Below are 19,668 nucleotides of genomic sequence, written 5' to 3' on the forward strand. Positions count from 1 at the left end.
AATGTAATCGTTTCCGGGGTGGGAACGCCAAAAACAGGCATGCACCCGCCACCCGGGCGGGCACATTATAAAAAATCTTTTACCGAAAGGTTAACGACTCTTTACTTCTAAGCTTATGCCGGAAGATTGCGCCAATTCGACAAAAGTCGGGAAGGATGTCGCCACATTGGCGGTGTCGCAAACCACAATGGTATCGCTGGCCCGCAGCCCAGCAATGGTAAACGACATGGCGATACGGTGGTCGTGGTGGCTCTCAACCTGACCGCCACTGAAGACCTCGGCCTGAGTGCCCTTACCCTGAATAATAATGCCATCCGGAGTCGCTTGAGCATCAATACCCAGACTCACCAAACCATCAGCCATCACTTGAATGCGGTCGCTTTCCTTCACACGAAGTTCTTCGGCACCGGTAAGAACCGTTTCTCCCTCAGCACAGGCCGCCGCGATGAACAGGGCTGGAAATTCGTCAATAGCCAGGGGCACCTGATCTTGAGGAATGCGAATGCCTTTCAGAGGCTGGTAGCGAATGCGAACATCCGCTACCGGTTCACCACCCACCTCGCGTTCGTTTTGCAAGGTTAGATCCGCACCCATTTCCCGGAGAATATTCACCACACCAACACGGGTTGGGTTCATGCCCACATGTTGCAGAGTCACATCGGAACCGGGGGCAATCGCTGCCGCTACCATAAAGAAAGTAGCCGAGGAGATATCCGCTGGCACCTCAATTTGACAGGCTTTCAGCTGACCACCGCCCTGCAGACTGATGCGGTCACCTTCCCGCTTCACCTCATAGCCAAAACCACGCAGCATGCGCTCGGTATGATCACGAGTTGGCGCAGGCTCACTCACCGAGGTTTCGCCATCGGCATACAAGCCTGCCAGCAACACGCAGGATTTCACCTGGGCACTGGCCATTGGCATATCATAATGAATGCCACTCAAACCTTTATTGGCGCTGATCACCATCGGCGGGCGACCATTTTCGGCGGTATTCACTTCGGCACCCATCTCACGCAATGGAATCGCTACCCGATTCATCGGGCGCTTGTTCAGAGAAACATCGCCACTCATTTCACTGGCGAAGCTCTGCCCGGCCAGAATACCGGCCAGCAAACGCATGGACGTGCCGGAATTTCCCACATAGAGCTTGCCCGGAGGCGCCTGCAAACCGTTCAGGCCAACACCGTGAATACGTACCCGGCCTTTTTCAGGACCTTCGATCACCACTCCCATATCGCGGAACGCCTGCAGGGTCGCCAAGGCGTCTTCACCTTCCAGAAAGCCTTCCACCTCAGTAACGCCCTCAGCCAGTGAACCGAGCATGATCGAACGGTGGGAAATGGATTTATCACCGGGAACACGCAGCTCGCCTTTTACACTGCCGCCGGGCTGCACATGGTAATCAATAATGGTTTGCTCTGTATCTTGCATGGTGTGGGTATACGCTCTTTGTTCTAATAAGGTGGTGAAGTGATCCCTCGCCGCTTTCGCGCGGGTAAACACCCCCAATAAATGTTCGCTGTTTTCGTTTTCGATGGCGTCGCGCAAGCGATTAAGATTCTCGGAAAACATGGTCAGGGAATCGAGAATGCTGTTTTTATTGGCCAGCATTATGTCGTGCCACATCACCGGATCGCTCGAAGCTATTCGAGTAAAGTCGCGAAAGCCGCCCGCCGCATACCGAAAAATATTTTCGTTTTCCGAATCATGGGCCAGTGTATCGACCAGGGAATAGGCAATCACATGGGGAAGATGGGAAGTCGCCGCCAGCACTTCATCATGCTCGGCGACATCCATTTCCAGTACCTCGGCACCGACTGCCTGCCACAGCTCACGAACTAACTTGATATGCTCGGTCCCGGAATCTTTATGAGGTGTCAGGATAACGCGGTGATCAATATAGAGTTCAGCATTAGCGGCCGTCACGCCACTTTTTTCAGCGCCGGCAATCGGGTGTCCCGGTACCAATTGTGCGGGTAATTCACCATAGGCCGCCCTGGCAGCCTCAATCACACTGCCTTTCACACTGGCACCGTCGGTAATGGTTACCTGATCAGACAGCTTGGCTTTGATATCTGCAAGGGTGGCTTCCACAGCCAAGGTCGGAACAGAAACAAACACCACATCACCCGCACCCAGGGCCGGGGAAATGTTCGCTAAATCGGTAAAGGCTTGATCCACAACACCGAGCTCTATGGCGTCGTGACAGGTTTGTTCACGTCGGGCAATACCGATGACCGACTCGCATAGATCGCGTTCACGAGCAGCCTTTGCCAGACTGCCGCCAATTAAGCCGATACCAATGACGACCAAACGTTTGCATTGGCTCATAGTCTGGCCCCTTTATAAAACAGCTTCAGGGTAAGAGCCCAGAACTCTTAAATCTGCCGCTTTCGCGCCCACTTCATCCAGGGCTTTTTTCACGATAGCGTCTTCAATATGGCCGGAGAAATCGATAAAGAATACGTAATTCCAGGTGCCGGACGCCGCGGGGCGAGTTTCCACGCGAGTCAGATCAATACCGTACACATGGAAGGGCTGGAGTAAGTCATGCAAGGCACCAGGCTCATTGCGCATGGCAACCACAACAGACGTTTTGTCTTTGCCGCTGGCCAAAACTTTTTGCGTACCGATAATCAAGAAGCGCGTGGAGTTATCCGGCTGATCTTCAATTTTTTCGGCATGTACTTTTAAGTCATACAAATCTGCCGCCATTTGCCCGGCAATGGCGGCGGCGTTCCACTCACCTTTCAAACGCTTGGCGGCGTCGGCATTACTGCTTACGGCAACGCGCTCGGCATTCGGGTAATGGGCATCCAACCACTTACGGCACTGAGCCAGTGACTGGGAATGGGAATAGATTCGCGTGATGCTATCGGTCTTGGTCACGTCTGAAACCAACAGATGCTGGTGAATGCGCAATTCTACTTCACCACAGATTTGCAGATTGGAACCCATGAAATTATCCAGAGTGTGATTCACAACACCCTCGGTGGAATTTTCAACCGGTACCACACCGTAATTCACCGCACCGGCTTCCACCTCACGGAACACTTCATCAATCGCCGAAAACGGCATGGCTACCGCAGAATGACCAAAATGCTTCAGTGCAGCCTGCTGGGTAAACGTCCCTTCCGGACCAAGATAAGCCACTTTGGTTGGTTCTTCCAAAGCCAGACAGGCGGACATAATTTCACGAAACAGGCGCGCCATTTCTTCGTCGTCCAGCGGACCATTGTTCATAGACATCGCTTTGCGCAGCACATTGGCTTCGCGCTCGGGACGATAATACACCACCGGATCGGTGCTGCCGGCAGCCTCCAAGGCCGCTTTTTTTACGTCGGCAACACTCTGCGCACAACGCGCACGTTCACTGATGAGCTGACAGATTTCATTGTCGATACGATCAATTTCGTTGCGCAGCTGGCTTAATTGCGCCTCATTGGCTGGGGTATTTTCTTGCTCTGACATGATACTTACTTTGCTATTGGCTGAGCTTTACTGCCTTGCTGGCCGTGATGCTCTGTTTACTTGAATATATGTTTTATCAGTAATGCGTTTATGGTGTAAACCTTGGAGCGCAATTTTCTTTGCGACCCCAGAATTTAAACAGCCCGATCAGTAGTACTGTCGGGCTTTTATGATTACTTACGCCCTTCTACGCGGGGCGTTCTTTACAGCGTGTTATAGCGCTGTTTTACAACAGCAATATTACGCTTCGCTGTTATCGGCGTCTTCGCCTTCAGAACCTTCGACGTCTTCAGCATCGGATTCTTCGATGCGTTCAACGCCAATCAGGTGCTCACCTTCTTTCAGCTTGATCATGCGCACACCCTGAGTATTACGACTCATGATAGACACTTCATCAACACGGGTTCGAACCAGCGTTCCCTGATCGGAAATCAACATGATTTCGTCACCTTCGAAAACCTGAACACCACCCACCAGAGGACCGTTACGCTCACTCACCTGCATGGCGATCACACCCTGGGTACCACGGCCCTTGGTTGGGAAGTCATCCACCTGAGTTTGCTTACCATAACCGTTTTCGCTCAAGGTCATCACACGACCACCGTCCTGAGGAATCACCATGGAGATAACGGTCTGGCCTTCCTGCAAGCGAATGCCTCGAACACCGCGAGAGGTTCGGCCCATGGCGCGCACATCGGATTCTTTAAAGCGTGCGGCTTTACCCGCAGAGGACAGCAACAGAACATCATTGGTGCCTTCGGTAATCGCCGTACCCACCAGTTCATTACCCTCTTCCAAGTCGATCGCAATCAGACCGGAGCTACGCGGGCGAGAGAATTGAGTCAGAGCGGTTTTCTTCACTGTACCGTTGGCCGTTGCCATAAAGATAAAGTGATCATCGTTGTATTCTTTTACCGGCAGGATCGAGGTAATACGCTCGTTCTCTTCCAGAGGCAACAAATTCACCATTGGGCGACCACGTGACTGACGGCCTGCCACAGGAATTTGGTAGACCTTTAACCAATATACTTTACCGGCATTGGTAAAACACAAAATCGTGTCATGGGTGCTGGCAATCAACAGATGCTCAACAAAGTCTTCGTCTTTCACGGCGGTAGCCGCTTTACCCATACCACCGCGGCGCTGGGCCTGGTAATCGGTGAGGGGTTGAGTCTTGGCGTAACCGCCGTGGGAAATGGTCACCACACGATCTTCTTCGGTGATCAGATCTTCTACGGTCAAATCCTGCTGGGAGTGCTGAATCGCGGTGCGACGCTCATCACCGTAGCTGGCAACCACATCCTGCAATTCTTCGCGAATAACTTCCATCAATCGCGTCGCGCTGCCCAGAATTTCCAAATAGCCGGCGATTTGCTCCAGACGCTCTTTGTATTCAGCCAGCAGCTTGTCGTGCTCCATACCCGTCAGGCGGTGCAGGCGCAATTCCAGAATGGCCTGAGCCTGGGCTTCCGACAAATAGTATTTGCCATCGCGCAAACCAAATTCCGGACCGAGGTCTTCAGGACGACAAGCTCCCTGCTCCAGGCGCTCGATAAAATCACCAATATCACTGGTTTCCCAACCACGCCCCATCAAACCGGCTTTGGCTTCGGCCGGACTTGGCGAAGACTTGATCAGTTCAATGACGGGATCAATATTCGCAATCGCAACCGTTAAACCTTCCAAAATATGACCGCGCTCGCGAGCTTTACGCAGCAGGTAAACCGTACGGCGAGTGACCACTTCACGGCGGTGCAATACAAAATACTCAAGCAATTGTTTGAGGTTCAGTACGCGAGGCTGCCCGTCAACCAGAGCAACTACGTTGATGCCAAATACCGACTGCAACTGAGTCTGGGCATACAGGTTGTTCAGCATAACTTCGCCGGACTCGCCGCGTTTCATTTCGATCACAACGCGCAAACCGTCTTTATCCGACTCGTCGCGCAGACCATCGCTGGCAATACCTTCAATCTTCTTGTCTTTAACCAGCTCAGCGATTTTCTCGATCAAACGCGCTTTGTTCACCTGGTAGGGAATCTCGTGAACGATAATCGTGTCGCGGTTGGTCTTTTCGTTGTGAATAACCTCCGCCTTGGCACGCACATAGATACGACCGCGACCCGTGCGGTAGGCCTGCACAATACCAGCACGGCCATTAATGATACCGGCGGTAGGAAAATCAGGGCCCGGGATAATTTCCATCAGCTCATCGATGGTAATTTCGGGGTTGTCGATCAAAGCCAGGCAACCATTGACGACTTCGGTCAGGTTGTGAGGCGGGATATTGGTCGCCATACCCACCGCAATACCGGAGGAACCATTGACCAGCAGGTTCGGAATACGGGTTGGCAACACTTCGGGAATTTGTTCAGTATCGTCGTAGTTCGGCACATAGTCGACGGTTTCTTTGTCGAGATCGGCCAGCAGATCGTGGGATATTTTCTGCATGCGGATTTCGGTATAACGCATTGCCGCCGCGCCATCACCATCGATAGAACCGAAGTTACCCTGCCCGTCCACCAGCATGTAGCGCAAGGAAAATGGCTGGGCCATACGAACGATGGTGTCGTATACAGCGGAATCACCGTGCGGGTGATATTTACCGATTACATCACCAACCACACGGGCCGACTTTTTATACGCCTTGTTCCAGTCGTTGCCCAATTCGTTCATGGCGAACAGCACCCGGCGATGCACCGGTTTCAAGCCATCACGCACATCAGGCAAGGCGCGCCCAACAATAACGCTCATGGCGTAGTCCAGATAGGACTGCTTCAGTTCGTCTTCAATATTGATTGGTGATACTTCTTTTGCCAAATCGCCCATAAACGATCGCTTTCCTTATTATGCCTGTCTTTTCATGCCCTGCTGCTTAGCAAGCGCATCAACTGAGCTTGCTACACCGGCCATTTCTGGCCACCTGGCCTTTCAATTGTCCGCTGCAGGATGCTGATTGCCGTCCCCCACATGAAGGGCTATAGAGCCACTTCTGCGGCGCACCATTTAGCGAACACATAAAGGCTCAAATCTTACCATAAAATCATGTACTTGGGGCATTTCTGAGCACCTCAGGGGCATTTGAAGGGGATTCCCGAGAGAATTGATCAAAATGACATAATTTATCGGGCCCAAGAAGCGTATAATGCCCCTCACACTGGAAACCCAACATCCAAAAATAAGGTGCCCGAAGACAGCGGCACCGGTAAAAATCGATAAATAAGCACGCCCCATCGAATCGGATACGGGGCATTTGACCCGAAGAGGCCTTACACACTTTATGTCACAAGCGATAGATCAACTGATCCACTGCCGCTGGCTCATTACTATGGACAGCGAGCGCCGAGTACTGGAAAACCACAGCATCGCCATTAAGGATGGCAAGATCGCCGCGATTATCCCCACCGCCGAAGCGGAGGAGCAGTTCAATACCAACGAATGCATCTCCCTCGAACAACACATTGCCCTGCCCGGACTGGTCAACACCCATGGCCACTTGGCTATGAACCTGTTACGCGGCTATGCCGATGACTACCCCTTGCACGACTGGCTCAATGACCACATCTGGCCAGCCGAAGGAAAGTTTGTCAGCCATGACTTCGTCGCCGATGGCGCCCGCTTGGCCATGGCAGAAATGATTCGTGGTGGCACCACAGCCTTTAGCGACAACTATTTCTTCCCGGAGGCCGTAGCCGAAGTCTGCGCCGAAGTGGGTATGCGCGGCAGCCTGTACAGCCCAATTCTGAACTTCCCGACAGCCTGGGGCTCCGGTCCGGAAGAAACCATCCCCAAAAGCTGCGCACTGATTGAGCAATATCAGGAGCACCCGCTGGTGAACATCGGTTTTGGTCCTCACGCGCCCTACACCGTCAGCAATGAAGCCTTCACCGAAATCGCCAAACAGGAAGCCAAGTACAAATGTGGCGTCATGGTTCACCTGCAGGAAACCCAGAAAGAGGTGGACGATTCCATCGCTGAACACGGCAAGCGCCCGACTCAGCGCCTGAATGATCTTGGTGTAATGAATGAGCGCACCCAGTGTGTTCACATGACCGCCGTTAGCGATGAAGATATTACCGTTTTGCAAGCGAGCAAAAGCCATGTGGTGCACTGCCCGGAATCCAATCTGAAACTGGCCAGCGGCTTCTGCCCAACCGAACGATTACGCAAAGCCGGCGTAAACGTTTCCCTGGGAACCGATGGCGCCGCCAGTAATAACGATCTGGACATGCTCAGTGAAATGCGCACAGCCTCTATGCTCGCCAAAGCCGTTGCCGACGACGCCAGCGCCCTCAATGCCATGGACAGCTTGGCCATGGCCACCATCGACGGTGCCAAAGCACTGAATATCGACAGCTATACTGGCAGTCTGGAAGTTGGCAAAGCGGCCGATATCGCCACCGTAGAACTGAGCGCGCTGAATGCTCTGCCCATGTACGACCCGGTCAGCTATCTGGTGTACACAAACTGTAGCCACCAGGTGAGTGACGTTTGGGTTGCAGGTGAACGCCTGTTGGCCGCCGGCGTGCTTCAAACGATAGACGAAGGCGCCCTGCGCGAAAATGCCCAGCAGTGGCAGGCCAAAATTAAAGGCTAAACCCTTCGCTGCTAACCTCTGGCCTTTACATCGCATCGTTGCAGTAAAGGCCAATCCTTTCTTCACATATTTGCACTCCCAAACCGGCGGCTGCACAAAACTTACTCGCTGCACAGCTTCTCCTATACGAAGCGCATACCAATGGTATAATCGCTATCCCAATTGCGCGCCCTGGCGCCCTGTCTTAAAAAGGTTTGATGAATGAGCACAAGCACGGCTTCCAGCAATGTCGACCCGGCCGAAGTGGCCAAATTTGAAGCACTGGCCAGCCGCTGGTGGGATCGCGAAGGCGAGTTTAAGCCACTGCACGACATTAACCCTCTGCGCGCCAACTACATTGACGAGCGCGCCAAAGTCGCCGAGAAAAACTATCTTGACGTTGGCTGCGGCGGCGGCATTCTCAGTGAAGCCATGGCACAAAGAGGCGCCAGGGTCAGCGGCATCGATATGGGTGAAGCACCTTTGCAGGTCGCCAAGCTTCACAGTCTCGAATCCGGCGTTGAAGTCAACTACCGACGCTGTACCGCCGAAGAACTCGCCGAGCAGGAAGCCGGACAATACGACGTTGTCAGCTGTTTGGAAATGATGGAGCACGTGCCCGATCCGGCCTCTGTCATCCAGGCCTGTGCCGATCTCTGCAAGCCCGGTGGTGATTTGTTTTTTTCCACCATCAATCGCACACCAAAAGCCTACGCCCTTGCCATTGTGGGTGCGGAATACATTTTGCGCTGGCTGCCCAAAGGCACTCACGAATACAGCAAATTTATTCGCCCTTCCGAGCTGGCTGCCGGTTTGCGCCAGGCAGGTCTTGAGTTGGTGGATATCACCGGCATGACCTATAACCCCCTGCTCAAACGTTACAAATTAAACCCCAAGGACGTGGATGTGAATTATCTGGTTCACGCACGCAAACCCGCCTAAGCCAATATCTCTATGCCAAATTTAAAAGCGGTGCTGTTCGATCTGGACGGCACCTTGATTGACACCGCTCCTGATTTTATTCGCGTCGTAAATCAATTGTTGAAGGAAGATGGGCGCCCATTGATTGCCGAAGATCGCATTCGTGCCACCGTATCCGCTGGATCGCGAGCGCTGGTGCAACTGGCCTACGATCTCGAACCAGGCCATGAAGCCGTTGAACCAATTCGCGAACGCTTATTGGAACTCTACGAACGCGAACTGGCCGTGGACAGCCAACCCTTTGCCGGCATTAACGAGCTGTTAAAAAAACTGGGGGAACACAATATTCCCTGGGGCATCTCCACCAATAAGCCGGAGTACTACACCCGCCTGTTAATGGAACAATTACCATTGGACCCGCAGCCGGCAATCGTACTGTCACCCGATCAAGTGCCCAATGCCAAACCCGCACCGGATTCCCTGTTTATCGCCTGCGATCATATCGGCTGCAAGGCGGAAGAAGCGATTTATATTGGCGATCATGAGCGCGACATCCAATGCGGGAAGCGCGCCAATATGCCTACCATCGCCGCAGCCTACGGTTACATTCCCGAAGGTGAATCCGCCAGCGATTGGAACGCCGATTATTTAGTGGACCATGCCGAAGACATCTGGCCCATTATTGAAAAGCTACTGTAACAACACGATTACCTGAAACCGTTTAAAAGCACGAGACACGCATGGATCACAGCCAAGACATTCAACAACTCAGTATTGACGCTGCCGCCTTCCAGGCCAAGCAAGACGCTTTGAAAGACAAAGTCATTGCCATTACCGGCGCAGGTGACGGCATCGGCAAAGTGGCCGCGCTGAGCTGCGCCGCGCACGGTGCCACCGTTATTCTGCTTGGGCGTACCATTCCAAAATTGGAGCAGGTTTACGACGAGATTGAAGCAGCCGGCTACCCACAGGCGGCGATCTTCCCGATCAATCTTGAAGGCGCTGTAGAAAAAGATTACAACGATATGGCCGATGCCATTCATTCCGAGTTTGGCAGACTGGATGGCCTGCTGCACAATGCCGCACAACTGGGCCCACAAACCCCACTCAGCAATTATGAAATCGACGTCTGGCTGAAACTGATGCAAGTGAACGTCAACGCCGGCTTCCTGATGACCAAAGCCCTGATGCCACTGTTGGAAAAAGCTGACAATGCCAGCGTAGTATTCACCAGCTCATCGGTTGGTCGTAAAGGTCGAGCGTATTGGGGCGCCTACGCTGTCAGCAAAGCCGCTGTTGAGAACATGGTTCAAGTATTCGCCGATGAAATGGATGGCATTAATAATGTACGCATGAACTGCATTAATCCGGGTGCAACACGTACACAGATGCGCGCCAGTGCCTACCCCAGCGAAAACCCCGCCACCCTAAAAACACCTGCGGACATTATGCCGTCATATTTGTATCTGTTAAGTGATGAGAGCGTGAAGTTGAATGGTGTTTCTATTGATGCCCAGGTGAAAAAGTAAGCCCTTCATAAAGGCCAGTCCAAAAATCAAGACCGGACTGGCCAATGTCGCCTTGTTCGTCATATCCTTATCTATACAGCACCGCCACTCATCCAAAGAACGGCCCTAAAGATAAAGAATACAAATCAAGTAAAATACTGGATTGAGACGGACTACCTAAAGTGCTAATCTGCTGGTCATGCTGCCACCGTTAGCATTAACGATGCAAGGTGGAAGCCATTAAACCCACAGAGCGGAATTGCGACGAGAGCAAAAAGGAATTTTCCCATGAAGGCTTGGAAGGCCTATAAAAACCCTTTATGGAGCCTTGCCCTTGCTTGTCTTGCCGTTGCCCTAGTGATTTTGGGTAATCGATATGCCCCCCACTTTTTCGATGAAAACTCACTGCTGACTGATGCCTTCTATAGGCAGAAAGCCGAACAGGCTACCATCAGTGCGCCCTCTCCAGTGGTGGTCATTTACTTTGACGAACAAATTGCCAAATCTCTGCCATATCGCAGCCCTCTTGATCGATGTGTGCTTGCTAACCTTATTGACACCACATTTAAGCTCGAAGCAAAATTCCTGGTCCTGGACATTCTATTTGACCAGAAAACAGAGCCCCACAAAGACCATCACCTACAACAGACGGTCGAGAGGTATCAGGAAAAGATTTTATTTGCTCTCCCTGCGCCCACCGATGAATTCGCCGAAACCCCTTATCAACCAATAATATCTGCTCCGCAAACATACTTCTTTAGTGCAGCGCTCAAAAAAGACTATGACAATGTCGTACGTCGAGCCTATGTTCACTACAACACTCAAGAGAGCCTCTCTTTCGCAGCGGCCAAAAGATTCGATAAAGAACTTTCAATCGTCGACAAAGAAATATTAATCGACTGGCTCCCAATTGATCAGACAGGAAATGAACTAATCCGTCGAATACCCGCTCAGATGCTAACATTGCCACCAGTTGCGTCTCAGTGCTCAACACCCGACATCCTCTCATTCCCTGACAGCACTGACTACCTAAAATCAGCAATTAAAGACAAGATTGTTTTTCTGGGAGTAGATTACCGAAGTGCTGACCGGCACCACACCCCCTTTGACACAAACCTCAATCAAACTCCTGCCATGAGCGGGGTAGATATACACGCACAGATTACACAACAACTGCTGGACAACAGAACAATCTCTGAGATCCCCCTTTCAATAGTCGCAGCTATTATGCTGGGCATTTACCTGACCAGTGCAAACGCTAGCTCTGTTATTCGCAAAGGGCCATTAAGGGCACACGTCTCAAGTGACTTAGCTATTGAACTTGTCGTCATTGTTTTCATTGCTGTTATTTACTCTTTGCTCTTGCTTATTGAATACCTATTATTGGTCCATTTTGATGTTTCATTTCCAGCAGGCCTATTTTTAATATCCTTGAGTTTGCAATTTTGCGTAGCCAAATCGGCATTTTTAGCAAACCTCATTAAAAAATTGATTTATTACCCTCACACCTTGTTGAAAAACAGAGGTGTACGTAGTGAGAACAAATCGCAAACAAAACTAGGATCATAGCTGTGATTTTTGTAAGACAACTATTTTTAACATTGGCATTCGCCTGCCTTGCTTTTCCCGCAAACAGCCAAGCGAATGAACTCATCATTGTAAGTTCAAACAGTAAAAGCTTGGTAGAGGGAAGCAAGCTTCCGCCTAAATTTGAAATAAAACTGAAAAAAAATGAAGTTGTAAGAGTCATGTCTCGCGACGGCAATATGTACAAGTTCAAAGGCCCATTCAGGGGAAATCTCGACAACCTGATAAAATCCAACAAAAAATCAGGCAAATCGATATTCGACGAACTGTCCAACGTATTCTTTGAGCGCGGGCAATCGAAAGACGCAACTGGAGCCTCTCGGGGTGGAACAGGGAAAATAACAGCCCACAATCCCCAGAATATTGATATTAGCTGGGGGATACCAAGCATCGTTTGCCTGTCACCCAAACAACATTTGGTTTTAAAAGGCATATCCGATCATGAACAAGCAATCAGCGTAGAAAAAAACGGCAACAAGCAAAGTTTAAACGTGAAAGATGGACAACTCACCTTTCCCAAAAGCCTCTTCAATTCAAAACCTCGACGCATACGTATTAGCTCTACCGAAAACAACAAGGTTTTTTCAGTAACCCTGCGCTACTCAGAATCACTATTAAACCCCGGAGAACAACTTAGCTGGTTTCGAAAGTCCTCTTGCAAGCAACAACTCAACAAAGCCATTGCATACTACCAGTCGTTTTAGGTGACCCGTGATTAGAATATACATTACTATTTTTTTAATCGCGTTGATGGGAAGCGATCAAGCATTTTCCCAGAAACGCTACGCTGTCGTCATTGGCAACAGCAGTTACAAGAAAATACAATCACTGCCCAATGCTGGCTCAGACGCTAAGCTTTTCGCGAAAACATTGAAAGGCATCGGCTTTCAGGTAGAAGCTCTTATCGACCTACCCTTTAAAAAGCTTGAGCAACGGTTATTTGAGGCCATCGATTCAGCAAAAAATCTCCCACCAGGCTCCAGCTTGGTATTCTTTTATGCTGGGCACGGCGTTCAAAACGATATCGGAAACCTACTTCTCCCCATTGATTATCGACCCAATAGAAACTCTAACTACTTGTTATTGCAAGAAGTTCTTCAAGACTTTTCCTACAGCCCCGACGTCCAGAAAGTTTTTATTATCGATGCCTGTAGAGAAATTGACAACGTAGCTGGAAACCCCCTTGTTCACAGTGACAGTTATGTCATGCCTGATAACAGCTACTTGGCCTTCTCTACAAACTCCAAAGGGTTGGCTCAAGATGGTGTCGGAAAGCATAGCCCCTATATGGAAAGTCTGTCACAGGAAGTTATTAGGAAGGGGCTCGATATTAACACCGTGTTCCAGAATGTCCGAAACTCAGTCCAACATGCCACGAACTTCAAGCAAAGCCCAACGCAAACGTCATCCCTGAACAGCACATTCTACTTTTCACCTGGAAAGCCGAACAGCAACTCACTCCCAAGAAGCATCGACCACGCCAAGAAGCATTGGTTGCGAATTAGAAACAGCCAAATCCCGACGGATTTTACAGACCATATGAATCGATACCCAAATGGTAAGTACTTTCTCCAGGCGGAGAAAAAGCTATTGGCTCTGCGCAAGAAAGAGCGCCCCAAAAGCCAACAACGTGAAATCGCTGTCGATTTGGTTCTACAAGGCTCACCTAACCAAGGAAACGAAGAAATCAAAGTCGTTTATGTCGCCCCGAATTCATTACTGAGAGATAAACTCATGGAGGGGGACATAATATTGGAAATAAATGGAAATGGAATAGATTCATTCAAAGCAAAACCAACTGAATTCTTAGAAAACGCCTACAAACAAGACCAGCGATTGGACATATGGCTAAAGAGAGATGGCGCACTCAGCTCAGTTTCTTATTACTAAAATACAGCAACAACACATCTTCGTTATAGCATCATTTTTGTTTAAAGGGAGAAAACGATGAAAAACCTAGGATCTTTATTACTACTGGCTTCGATTGGCCTAGCAGGGTGCATGCCTAAAAAACAGCTGCTTATTGACGCACGGTTTCCAGCCCAAAACCCAGCCGCTGCCGAATTGAAATCCATTGCCGTGTTTGAATTCGCGGGCGATAAAAACAAACGATTTAAAAATGAACTGATCGCTGAACTTAAGTCTGCAGAATATAGCGGGGCACCCTACTTTTCAGTTTACAACCCCGAAGATTCATCGACAACCAGAGGCCAAACAAAGCAACAAGAACTGGCATTAGCCTATGGTCGGAAGGTTGGTGTAGAAGGCGTTTACCTCGGATCTTTCTCGGACTACCGAGTTGAATCGGATCGGTTTTATGAAACACGGAGCAAATGTGCTTCCTATGATAAAAAAGACAAATGCGAAAGATATACAGAAGAACAAATTCCCTGCACAAAACAAACAGCGGTTATGATCGTGCAACCCCAACTCCTTAGCGTAAAAACAGCGGAGTTGGTGTATTCAGATACCATTAAGTCCACAGCTCATCATAGCTACTGTAAAGGAGACGCCATCCCTTCTGAAAGGCCTGAAGTTGGCGGATTTATGGGTGAGGTTTTTAATGGCCTGAATACCATTGTAGGCGCCATAGGAGGCAGTAAAGGTTCGGCAGCAAATAGTATTTACGACGTCAGTATTCCCTCTCAGGGAATCAAAGTGAGTGATCGAGAGTTTTACGATCAACTGCTAAAAGAGTCTGCAATCAAAATACGTCAAGCCGTTGCTCCATATACCGAGAAAATCTCAGTTGAACTCAAAACAAAACCCGATGGAATTTCCGACCAGCACAAAGAACGATTTAAAGGTGCAGTCGCGTTCGCAACCGAAAACCGAATGGATCGAGCTTGTGGGATGTGGAAAGAAATTGCCCTGCTTTCCCCCGAGAGCGCGGAAAGCATAAACCTTCTTTTTAACCAGGGTGTTTGCGCAGAATCTGTCGCCAACTACCGGGAAGCACTACGCCTGTACAACAAGGCCGATGCAAAACTAAGTCGTCCAGATGACATAATTGAACGCGCTCGTCAGCGTGCAATAGACATGTTGAATAAACAAGATACACTCAAAAAGATGACCAGTTAGCGCTTTAATATCTTTGATCAAAGGGCCTTGAAAGCACGTTCAAGGCCCTTTTAAAGGGAACGTGCGAGAGCCACACGATAACTGTTCGATATAAAATCTTAATTAGCCCGGTTAACAACAAAAATAAAGGTGCTACCGAAATTCTGAGGAACTACGGAACAGCGTTTTCCAGTTTATAGAATTCGCTCAACAACGCTCGCCATTGCTCGTACTGTTGTTCAGCAGAGCCTTTCAGGGTATAGACCTTGTCATTCAGCTCGACAATCACCGGATTCAATTCAATGGTGAAACTCTTTGCGAGACTATTCCATTCCTGCTCAAAGATTTTATTGATATTGTAGCGTCGATAACTGTTGCTGATCGCTTCAAAACCGCCGGCGCTAATTCGCTTCATCCCATCCTCGCCACTCATGCGCCTTAACTGGAGCTCAAGATCCCGCTCGCAGGAATAACGGGCCCACAATTTATAGATTGGCCCCATTTTTTTATGCAGCCCCTGATAATGCACATCGACCGTATCGATAAAGAACTGGTGGCGTAAACGCATACTGTCGACCCGAGCCTGCATCGGATCATTGTGAGCAAGCAAACGCTTTACGACGTACCTACCCTGCTGATCTTTTTCCAATAGATCATCAAAGGTCATAGGGGCAAGATCCTGAGCATGTCGTATGTTGGCAATCCGCTGAATATTCTGGAGCTCTTGATCAGTCAGGGTTTCCCGAACGACAAGCAAATCATTCGCCACTTGCTTGTAGAGGTTCTCGTAAGGCTCAGCCGACGTTTTATCAACCTTCAAACAAAGGTCCGTATCAAAATCCGAAAGACTCAGCTTGTCATCTTCCGCGATGCCTTCCTGGCTGGATGCATAACGCGCGCTGTAGATCTTATTGAGCCACTCCCGACCAGTGCTGTCCCGGGCAACAACCCTGAAACTCAACACCGCACCATCAGAATGCAATACAGTACCCATGATTTGCAGATCAGTAGACACATCCGCCTGGGGCAAAACACGCACCGCCCCCCATTGATTGGAGGCCACCAGAGTATTGCGCAAAATGAGTGGCAAGTACTGACGTTCGATCTCCAGAATTTCCTTCCCAACCCAGGCCCCAAATTCAGACTCAGTCCCCTCACGCTTGGCTCGTTCATTCGCAATCGTAAACACTGGAATGCCGATATTGATCAGCCGCTCCAGCTCAGGTCGCTCTTCAGCCTGCTCCAGGGCAACAGCAGGCGCGGCATCTTTTATATGATCCGTCGCCCCACGCGGCAATCGCTCTCTCGACGAACTGCTACACGCCGCCACACAGAGGCACAGCAAACCACACAGACACCACCTCAAGCCGCTACTCACTCTTGATTGCCTCCAGCTTGCTCACCCAGCAAACTACACACTTTTCCTCGGCTGATGGTTTGGCGGCAGTTGTATTGGTTATTGCTATCGCCAAAGCGCGTGAAAAACTGCACTAACTCAAAAGAAGAACCTCGATGGGAAACCCGGGTTTGCATATTAATGGACTGCCGATCGGCGGATATCCGAAAATGATGCAGAATTTCGGTGCCTTCATTCAAGCTGATTTTGAAAATCAGGCGATTGGCCGACCAGACACAGCGTTCGGACCCAAACTCATTCCCACTCAGCACCGCTTTCTTATCGACCGTACACACCAGATCCGCCTCGCCCTCCCGCTCGATCCGCACCTCATGCTCATCCTGCTTGATCGTCATAATATTGTGGCGGCTGATCGTCTCGGTAAACCTCGCCAGATCGATAACATTGGTGCGATTACCCCCCAGAGTGATCTGCGCGCCCGGCACACCGATATCCGCTCGGCCACCCCGGGCCCGCCGCTCAGCAGCACGCCGCAACTCCGCCAGCTTGGCCTGAACCTGGCGCTCCCAGTTATCACTGCGCCGATAATCCTTCTCCCAAGCACCCGAAAAATCAGGGCGAAAGCTCAATTGTGGAAACGTAGCATCACCAACCGGAGGAACCTCTGCCGCCCCACTGAAGGCAGCAAAAAACGCCAGACAGGTGACCAAATAACAGCCAAATCGAACTGGAAGGCCAGATATCGTTCTGCGCGTAGGGTGATTGTGGCGGTTCATTACAAGCCAGTACTCATCAGGAATGTGCCAAGGCGTTTAAAATGGAATAGAGTTCAGAATAACAAATGAGGGAAAGGTTCCCTAGAACGGCATTTGGAAAGCTCACCTGAAGAAATGATCACTTTTTAAACACTCAAGCGGCTCACACAAGGCCATAAAGGCAAACCGTATGGTCGTGATTCTCTATGGAAAGGGTTATTTTTTATAAGAAAAGCTGTAGCAATTATCGGCTTTCTTACCTGATACCAAGTCTGTTACCTGAGCACAAATTCGGTATTCACCATCCACGTCATCGCTCCCCATAATAATATCCAATGCCGGATCGGCCATTAGAATATTGGGCTTTCTCGGCAATTTCCCATGACCACCTGCATACCTTCGCTCACCCCAGATAATTTCCTCTTCCGGCCCCACAAAATAGGCATCGACAACATATCGATACATTCCTTTTTTATCAGCGGTTAAGCCGGTAACCAAAAAACTACTAACAATCGGCTTATCCATTTTGGCGGTTTTAAGTCGACTAATAGTGACTCCATGCTCTGGAGGAGTGGTAAACCATTCCTCAATATACTTAGCCGAATCGGAGGCCGCAATAAACAAGGCGAGCTCGCCCTCTGGCTTTGCTTTCGAACTCGGAAGAAGTTGAGCTTCAGCAAATGAAAAACACAGCAGAAGTAGAAATGAAATTACCCTTAACATAATGACCTTATTTTTCGAACAAACAGTATCATCACTGACTTCATCGAACATTTTGAAGGATGAAGCCTGGTTAGATAGCGAATTTTAGGTTATATGACAACCATTAATAAAAATGGTGATTAGCTAATAATTATGCGAACTCATTGAGTAAACCGCCCATACCGCCAAAAATATGAGCCCTATGGCTTTGACTTAGGCTTGTAGATTCTTTTAAACCCATTCACACTAAAACCATTCATTCGCTTATTTCCATAGAGAATGACAGGAACGCCCGTAGCCCCCATCCTCTTATGCTCCCGGTTTGCTTTCTTGTTCTTTTCGATATCGTATTCAATAAATGGGATATTGTTAGCAACGAAGTACTTTCTGGCCTTTTTACAATACCCACACCAAGAAGCCGAATACATCACCACCTTTTCAGTGCGTTTCTTTTCGAGCTGGTAACTGACATTGGTATAAGTGTTTATCTTGAGATCGAGCTTCTTCGCACTTTGGCCCGCCGGCTTATTTCTGGAATCGCTATAATGGACCTTGCCATTCTCATCCACCCACTTGTAGATTTGGGCATGCGCCGGAAGAAGTAAGACTAGCAACACAAGACAGTATCGTGGTTTCATCATTCCTAACTTTTCCTTTGTGTACCATTTAACTTGTCAAACGGACATTCCTTTTGTAATCAACAATCCACATTCACGAAAAATTAAAGCTCAATTAATGCGAGCTTTAATCCTTTTTCCGGCTCCAGCTCCTTAATTTCTTCAGCCAGACCGATCTGGGCAATAGACCTTATCGATTCAATCACATCCCGAATATCCCGCTCAAACTCATCGAAAGTAACCTGTTGATTGTTAAGAGCTACTAATATTACACCACCTTCTCTCAGATAGTTGACACAACGTCTGAGCAGTTTTTGGTAATCTGGCCAGCCTCTAAAAGAGCCTTTTTGAAATGGAGGTGGGTCCAGAATAATAATGTCAAACTTGGATTGCTTGGCAAGCTGACTATTGGACTTCAGGATATCTCGCTTCCAGATGGAAACGCGCTCGCCCAATAGGTCGTTAAGCTCATGATTATATTGCGCGGTTTTGGTTGCACTGCCGCACATATCAACATTCACGACCTTACGGGCACCTCCCTGCAAAGCAAAAAGGGAGAAAATTGACGTATAAGAAAAGAGATTGAGAACGCGCTTGCCTTCAGCATGCTTCTGCACCCAAGACCAGCCACTGCGCATATCAGGAAACACACCTGTATTGCGGTTTTTACCGAGACTTATCTGACACATAAGCCCATCAGACAGCGGAGCCTCAAACTCCAACGGCAATTGCTGCTCAGCATTGCTTCGCGTAAACAGGATTTCGTTCTCGACATCGGGCCAGGGCCGAACTTGCAGTAAAACCGTCTCTATAAACGAATGTTCGTCGAATACCGCCTTTAAGGCCGCAACGGCATCATCGCCAAGCTGATCCTGATAACACTGAACAAAGAGGACCGGCGGATACCACTCAACATTCACCTCTTCCAACGAAGGGAAAAAACGCCCCCTGCCGTGGAATACCCGAGAAACATACTTGGGTAGCTTTTTGAGGTTTTGGCTGATTTCTTGTTGCAAGGGGTTTTTATCGATGGTCATGGCAAAAGTCTGTTTGGGCGTAATCTGAAATTATACGCAAGAGGTTCAGGTATATAAACAAGGAATTCCATCCC

At 49.4% G+C, this 19,668-nt stretch carries 16 protein-coding genes; 8 read left to right on the forward strand and 8 right to left on the reverse strand.

From position 1 onward, the window contains the following. Window positions 1-90: 90 nt before the first annotated feature. The 3 genes from G8768_RS18385 to gyrA form a co-directional block, all read right to left on the reverse strand. A complete protein-coding gene (locus G8768_RS18385) occupies window positions 91-2,334 on the reverse strand; it encodes a bifunctional prephenate dehydrogenase/3-phosphoshikimate 1-carboxyvinyltransferase (RefSeq protein ID WP_166847881.1) in 2,244 nt (747 codons plus the stop codon). Between the two features lie 12 nt (window positions 2,335-2,346). Then, window positions 2,347-3,474, reverse strand: a complete 1,128-nt coding sequence (gene pheA, locus G8768_RS18390; RefSeq protein WP_166847878.1) for a prephenate dehydratase — start codon at window positions 3,472-3,474, stop codon at window positions 2,347-2,349. Between the two features lie 240 nt (window positions 3,475-3,714). Continuing rightward, on the reverse strand, window positions 3,715-6,303 hold the full coding sequence (gene gyrA, locus G8768_RS18395) for a DNA gyrase subunit A (RefSeq protein ID WP_166847875.1): 2,589 nt from the start codon (window positions 6,301-6,303) through the stop codon (window positions 3,715-3,717). A gap of 451 nt (window positions 6,304-6,754) precedes the next feature. Here gyrA and G8768_RS18400 point away from each other — a divergent pair, with 451 nt between their 5' ends. The 8 genes from G8768_RS18400 to G8768_RS18435 all read left to right on the forward strand — a co-directional run bounded on the left by G8768_RS18400 (window position 6,755) and on the right by G8768_RS18435 (window position 15,147). Next, the gene (locus G8768_RS18400; RefSeq protein WP_166847872.1) at window positions 6,755-8,071 is read left to right on the forward strand and encodes a TRZ/ATZ family hydrolase; all 1,317 of its coding nucleotides are present in this window, start codon (window positions 6,755-6,757) and stop codon (window positions 8,069-8,071) included. 201 nt (window positions 8,072-8,272) lie between these two features. Next, on the forward strand, window positions 8,273-8,992 hold the full coding sequence (gene ubiG, locus G8768_RS18405; RefSeq protein WP_166847870.1) for a bifunctional 2-polyprenyl-6-hydroxyphenol methylase/3-demethylubiquinol 3-O-methyltransferase UbiG: 720 nt from the start codon (window positions 8,273-8,275) through the stop codon (window positions 8,990-8,992). 12 nt (window positions 8,993-9,004) lie between these two features. Beyond that, window positions 9,005-9,670 (forward strand): HAD family hydrolase, encoded by a 666-nt coding sequence (locus tag G8768_RS18410; protein WP_166847867.1) that lies wholly within the window; start codon window positions 9,005-9,007, stop codon window positions 9,668-9,670. Between the two features lie 41 nt (window positions 9,671-9,711). Continuing rightward, window positions 9,712-10,500 (forward strand): YciK family oxidoreductase, encoded by a 789-nt coding sequence (locus G8768_RS18415; RefSeq protein WP_166847864.1) that lies wholly within the window; start codon window positions 9,712-9,714, stop codon window positions 10,498-10,500. Window positions 10,501-10,767: 267 nt separating this feature from the next. Beyond that, window positions 10,768-12,048, forward strand: a complete 1,281-nt coding sequence (locus tag G8768_RS18420; protein WP_166847861.1) for a CHASE2 domain-containing protein — start codon at window positions 10,768-10,770, stop codon at window positions 12,046-12,048. 2 nt (window positions 12,049-12,050) lie between these two features. Then, window positions 12,051-12,770 (forward strand): hypothetical protein, encoded by a 720-nt coding sequence (locus G8768_RS18425; protein ID WP_166847858.1) that lies wholly within the window; start codon window positions 12,051-12,053, stop codon window positions 12,768-12,770. A 7-nt stretch (window positions 12,771-12,777) separates the two neighbouring features. Then, window positions 12,778-13,956, forward strand: coding sequence for a caspase family protein (locus G8768_RS18430; protein ID WP_166847856.1), 1,179 nt, complete (start codon window positions 12,778-12,780; stop codon window positions 13,954-13,956). Between the two features lie 57 nt (window positions 13,957-14,013). Further along, entirely contained in the window at window positions 14,014-15,147 is a 1,134-nt protein-coding gene (locus G8768_RS18435) for a hypothetical protein (RefSeq protein WP_166847853.1), read from the forward strand. Between the two features lie 151 nt (window positions 15,148-15,298). On the opposite strand, the gene G8768_RS18440 is transcribed toward G8768_RS18435, so the two are convergent. The 5 genes from G8768_RS18440 to G8768_RS18460 form a co-directional block, all read right to left on the reverse strand. Then, a complete protein-coding gene (locus tag G8768_RS18440) occupies window positions 15,299-16,504 on the reverse strand; it encodes a hypothetical protein (protein ID WP_166847851.1) in 1,206 nt (401 codons plus the stop codon). Next, window positions 16,501-17,193, reverse strand: coding sequence for a hypothetical protein (locus tag G8768_RS18445; protein WP_166847849.1), 693 nt, complete (start codon window positions 17,191-17,193; stop codon window positions 16,501-16,503). The genes G8768_RS18440 and G8768_RS18445 overlap by 4 nt, the downstream gene beginning before the upstream one ends. A gap of 261 nt (window positions 17,194-17,454) precedes the next feature. Continuing rightward, a complete protein-coding gene (locus G8768_RS18450) occupies window positions 17,455-18,012 on the reverse strand; it encodes a hypothetical protein (protein WP_166847847.1) in 558 nt (185 codons plus the stop codon). Window positions 18,013-18,140: 128 nt separating this feature from the next. Then, window positions 18,141-18,581: a DUF4124 domain-containing protein gene (locus G8768_RS18455; protein ID WP_208020260.1), complete on the reverse strand. Its 441-nt coding sequence runs from the start codon at window positions 18,579-18,581 to the stop codon at window positions 18,141-18,143. An 80-nt stretch (window positions 18,582-18,661) separates the two neighbouring features. Then, window positions 18,662-19,594: a class I SAM-dependent methyltransferase gene (locus tag G8768_RS18460; protein WP_166847845.1), complete on the reverse strand. Its 933-nt coding sequence runs from the start codon at window positions 19,592-19,594 to the stop codon at window positions 18,662-18,664. Between the last annotated feature and the right edge of the window lie 74 nt (window positions 19,595-19,668).

The sequence above is a fragment of the Pseudoteredinibacter isoporae genome, assembly GCF_011602085.1.
Classification (GTDB): Bacteria; Pseudomonadota; Gammaproteobacteria; order Pseudomonadales; family Cellvibrionaceae; genus Pseudoteredinibacter; species Pseudoteredinibacter isoporae.

Excerpts from the sequence above, each read along its gene's own strand:
- gyrA (WP_166847875.1), bottom strand. The coding sequence starts at position 6,303 with ATGGGCGATTTGGCAAAAGAAGTATCACCAATCAATATTGAAGACGAA.
- G8768_RS18400 (WP_166847872.1), top strand. The coding sequence starts at position 6,755 with ATGTCACAAGCGATAGATCAACTGATCCACTGCCGCTGGCTCATTACT.
- G8768_RS18450 (WP_166847847.1), bottom strand. The coding sequence starts at position 18,012 with ATGTTCGATGAAGTCAGTGATGATACTGTTTGTTCGAAAAATAAGGTC.
- G8768_RS18420 (WP_166847861.1), top strand. The coding sequence starts at position 10,768 with ATGAAGGCTTGGAAGGCCTATAAAAACCCTTTATGGAGCCTTGCCCTT.
- pheA (WP_166847878.1), bottom strand. The coding sequence starts at position 3,474 with ATGTCAGAGCAAGAAAATACCCCAGCCAATGAGGCGCAATTAAGCCAG.
- G8768_RS18410 (WP_166847867.1), top strand. The coding sequence starts at position 9,005 with ATGCCAAATTTAAAAGCGGTGCTGTTCGATCTGGACGGCACCTTGATT.
- G8768_RS18435 (WP_166847853.1), top strand. The coding sequence starts at position 14,014 with ATGAAAAACCTAGGATCTTTATTACTACTGGCTTCGATTGGCCTAGCA.
- ubiG (WP_166847870.1), top strand. The coding sequence starts at position 8,273 with ATGAGCACAAGCACGGCTTCCAGCAATGTCGACCCGGCCGAAGTGGCC.
- G8768_RS18460 (WP_166847845.1), bottom strand. The coding sequence starts at position 19,594 with ATGACCATCGATAAAAACCCCTTGCAACAAGAAATCAGCCAAAACCTC.
- G8768_RS18385 (WP_166847881.1), bottom strand. The coding sequence starts at position 2,334 with ATGAGCCAATGCAAACGTTTGGTCGTCATTGGTATCGGCTTAATTGGC.
- G8768_RS18455 (WP_208020260.1), bottom strand. The coding sequence starts at position 18,581 with ATGATGAAACCACGATACTGTCTTGTGTTGCTAGTCTTACTTCTTCCG.
- G8768_RS18415 (WP_166847864.1), top strand. The coding sequence starts at position 9,712 with ATGGATCACAGCCAAGACATTCAACAACTCAGTATTGACGCTGCCGCC.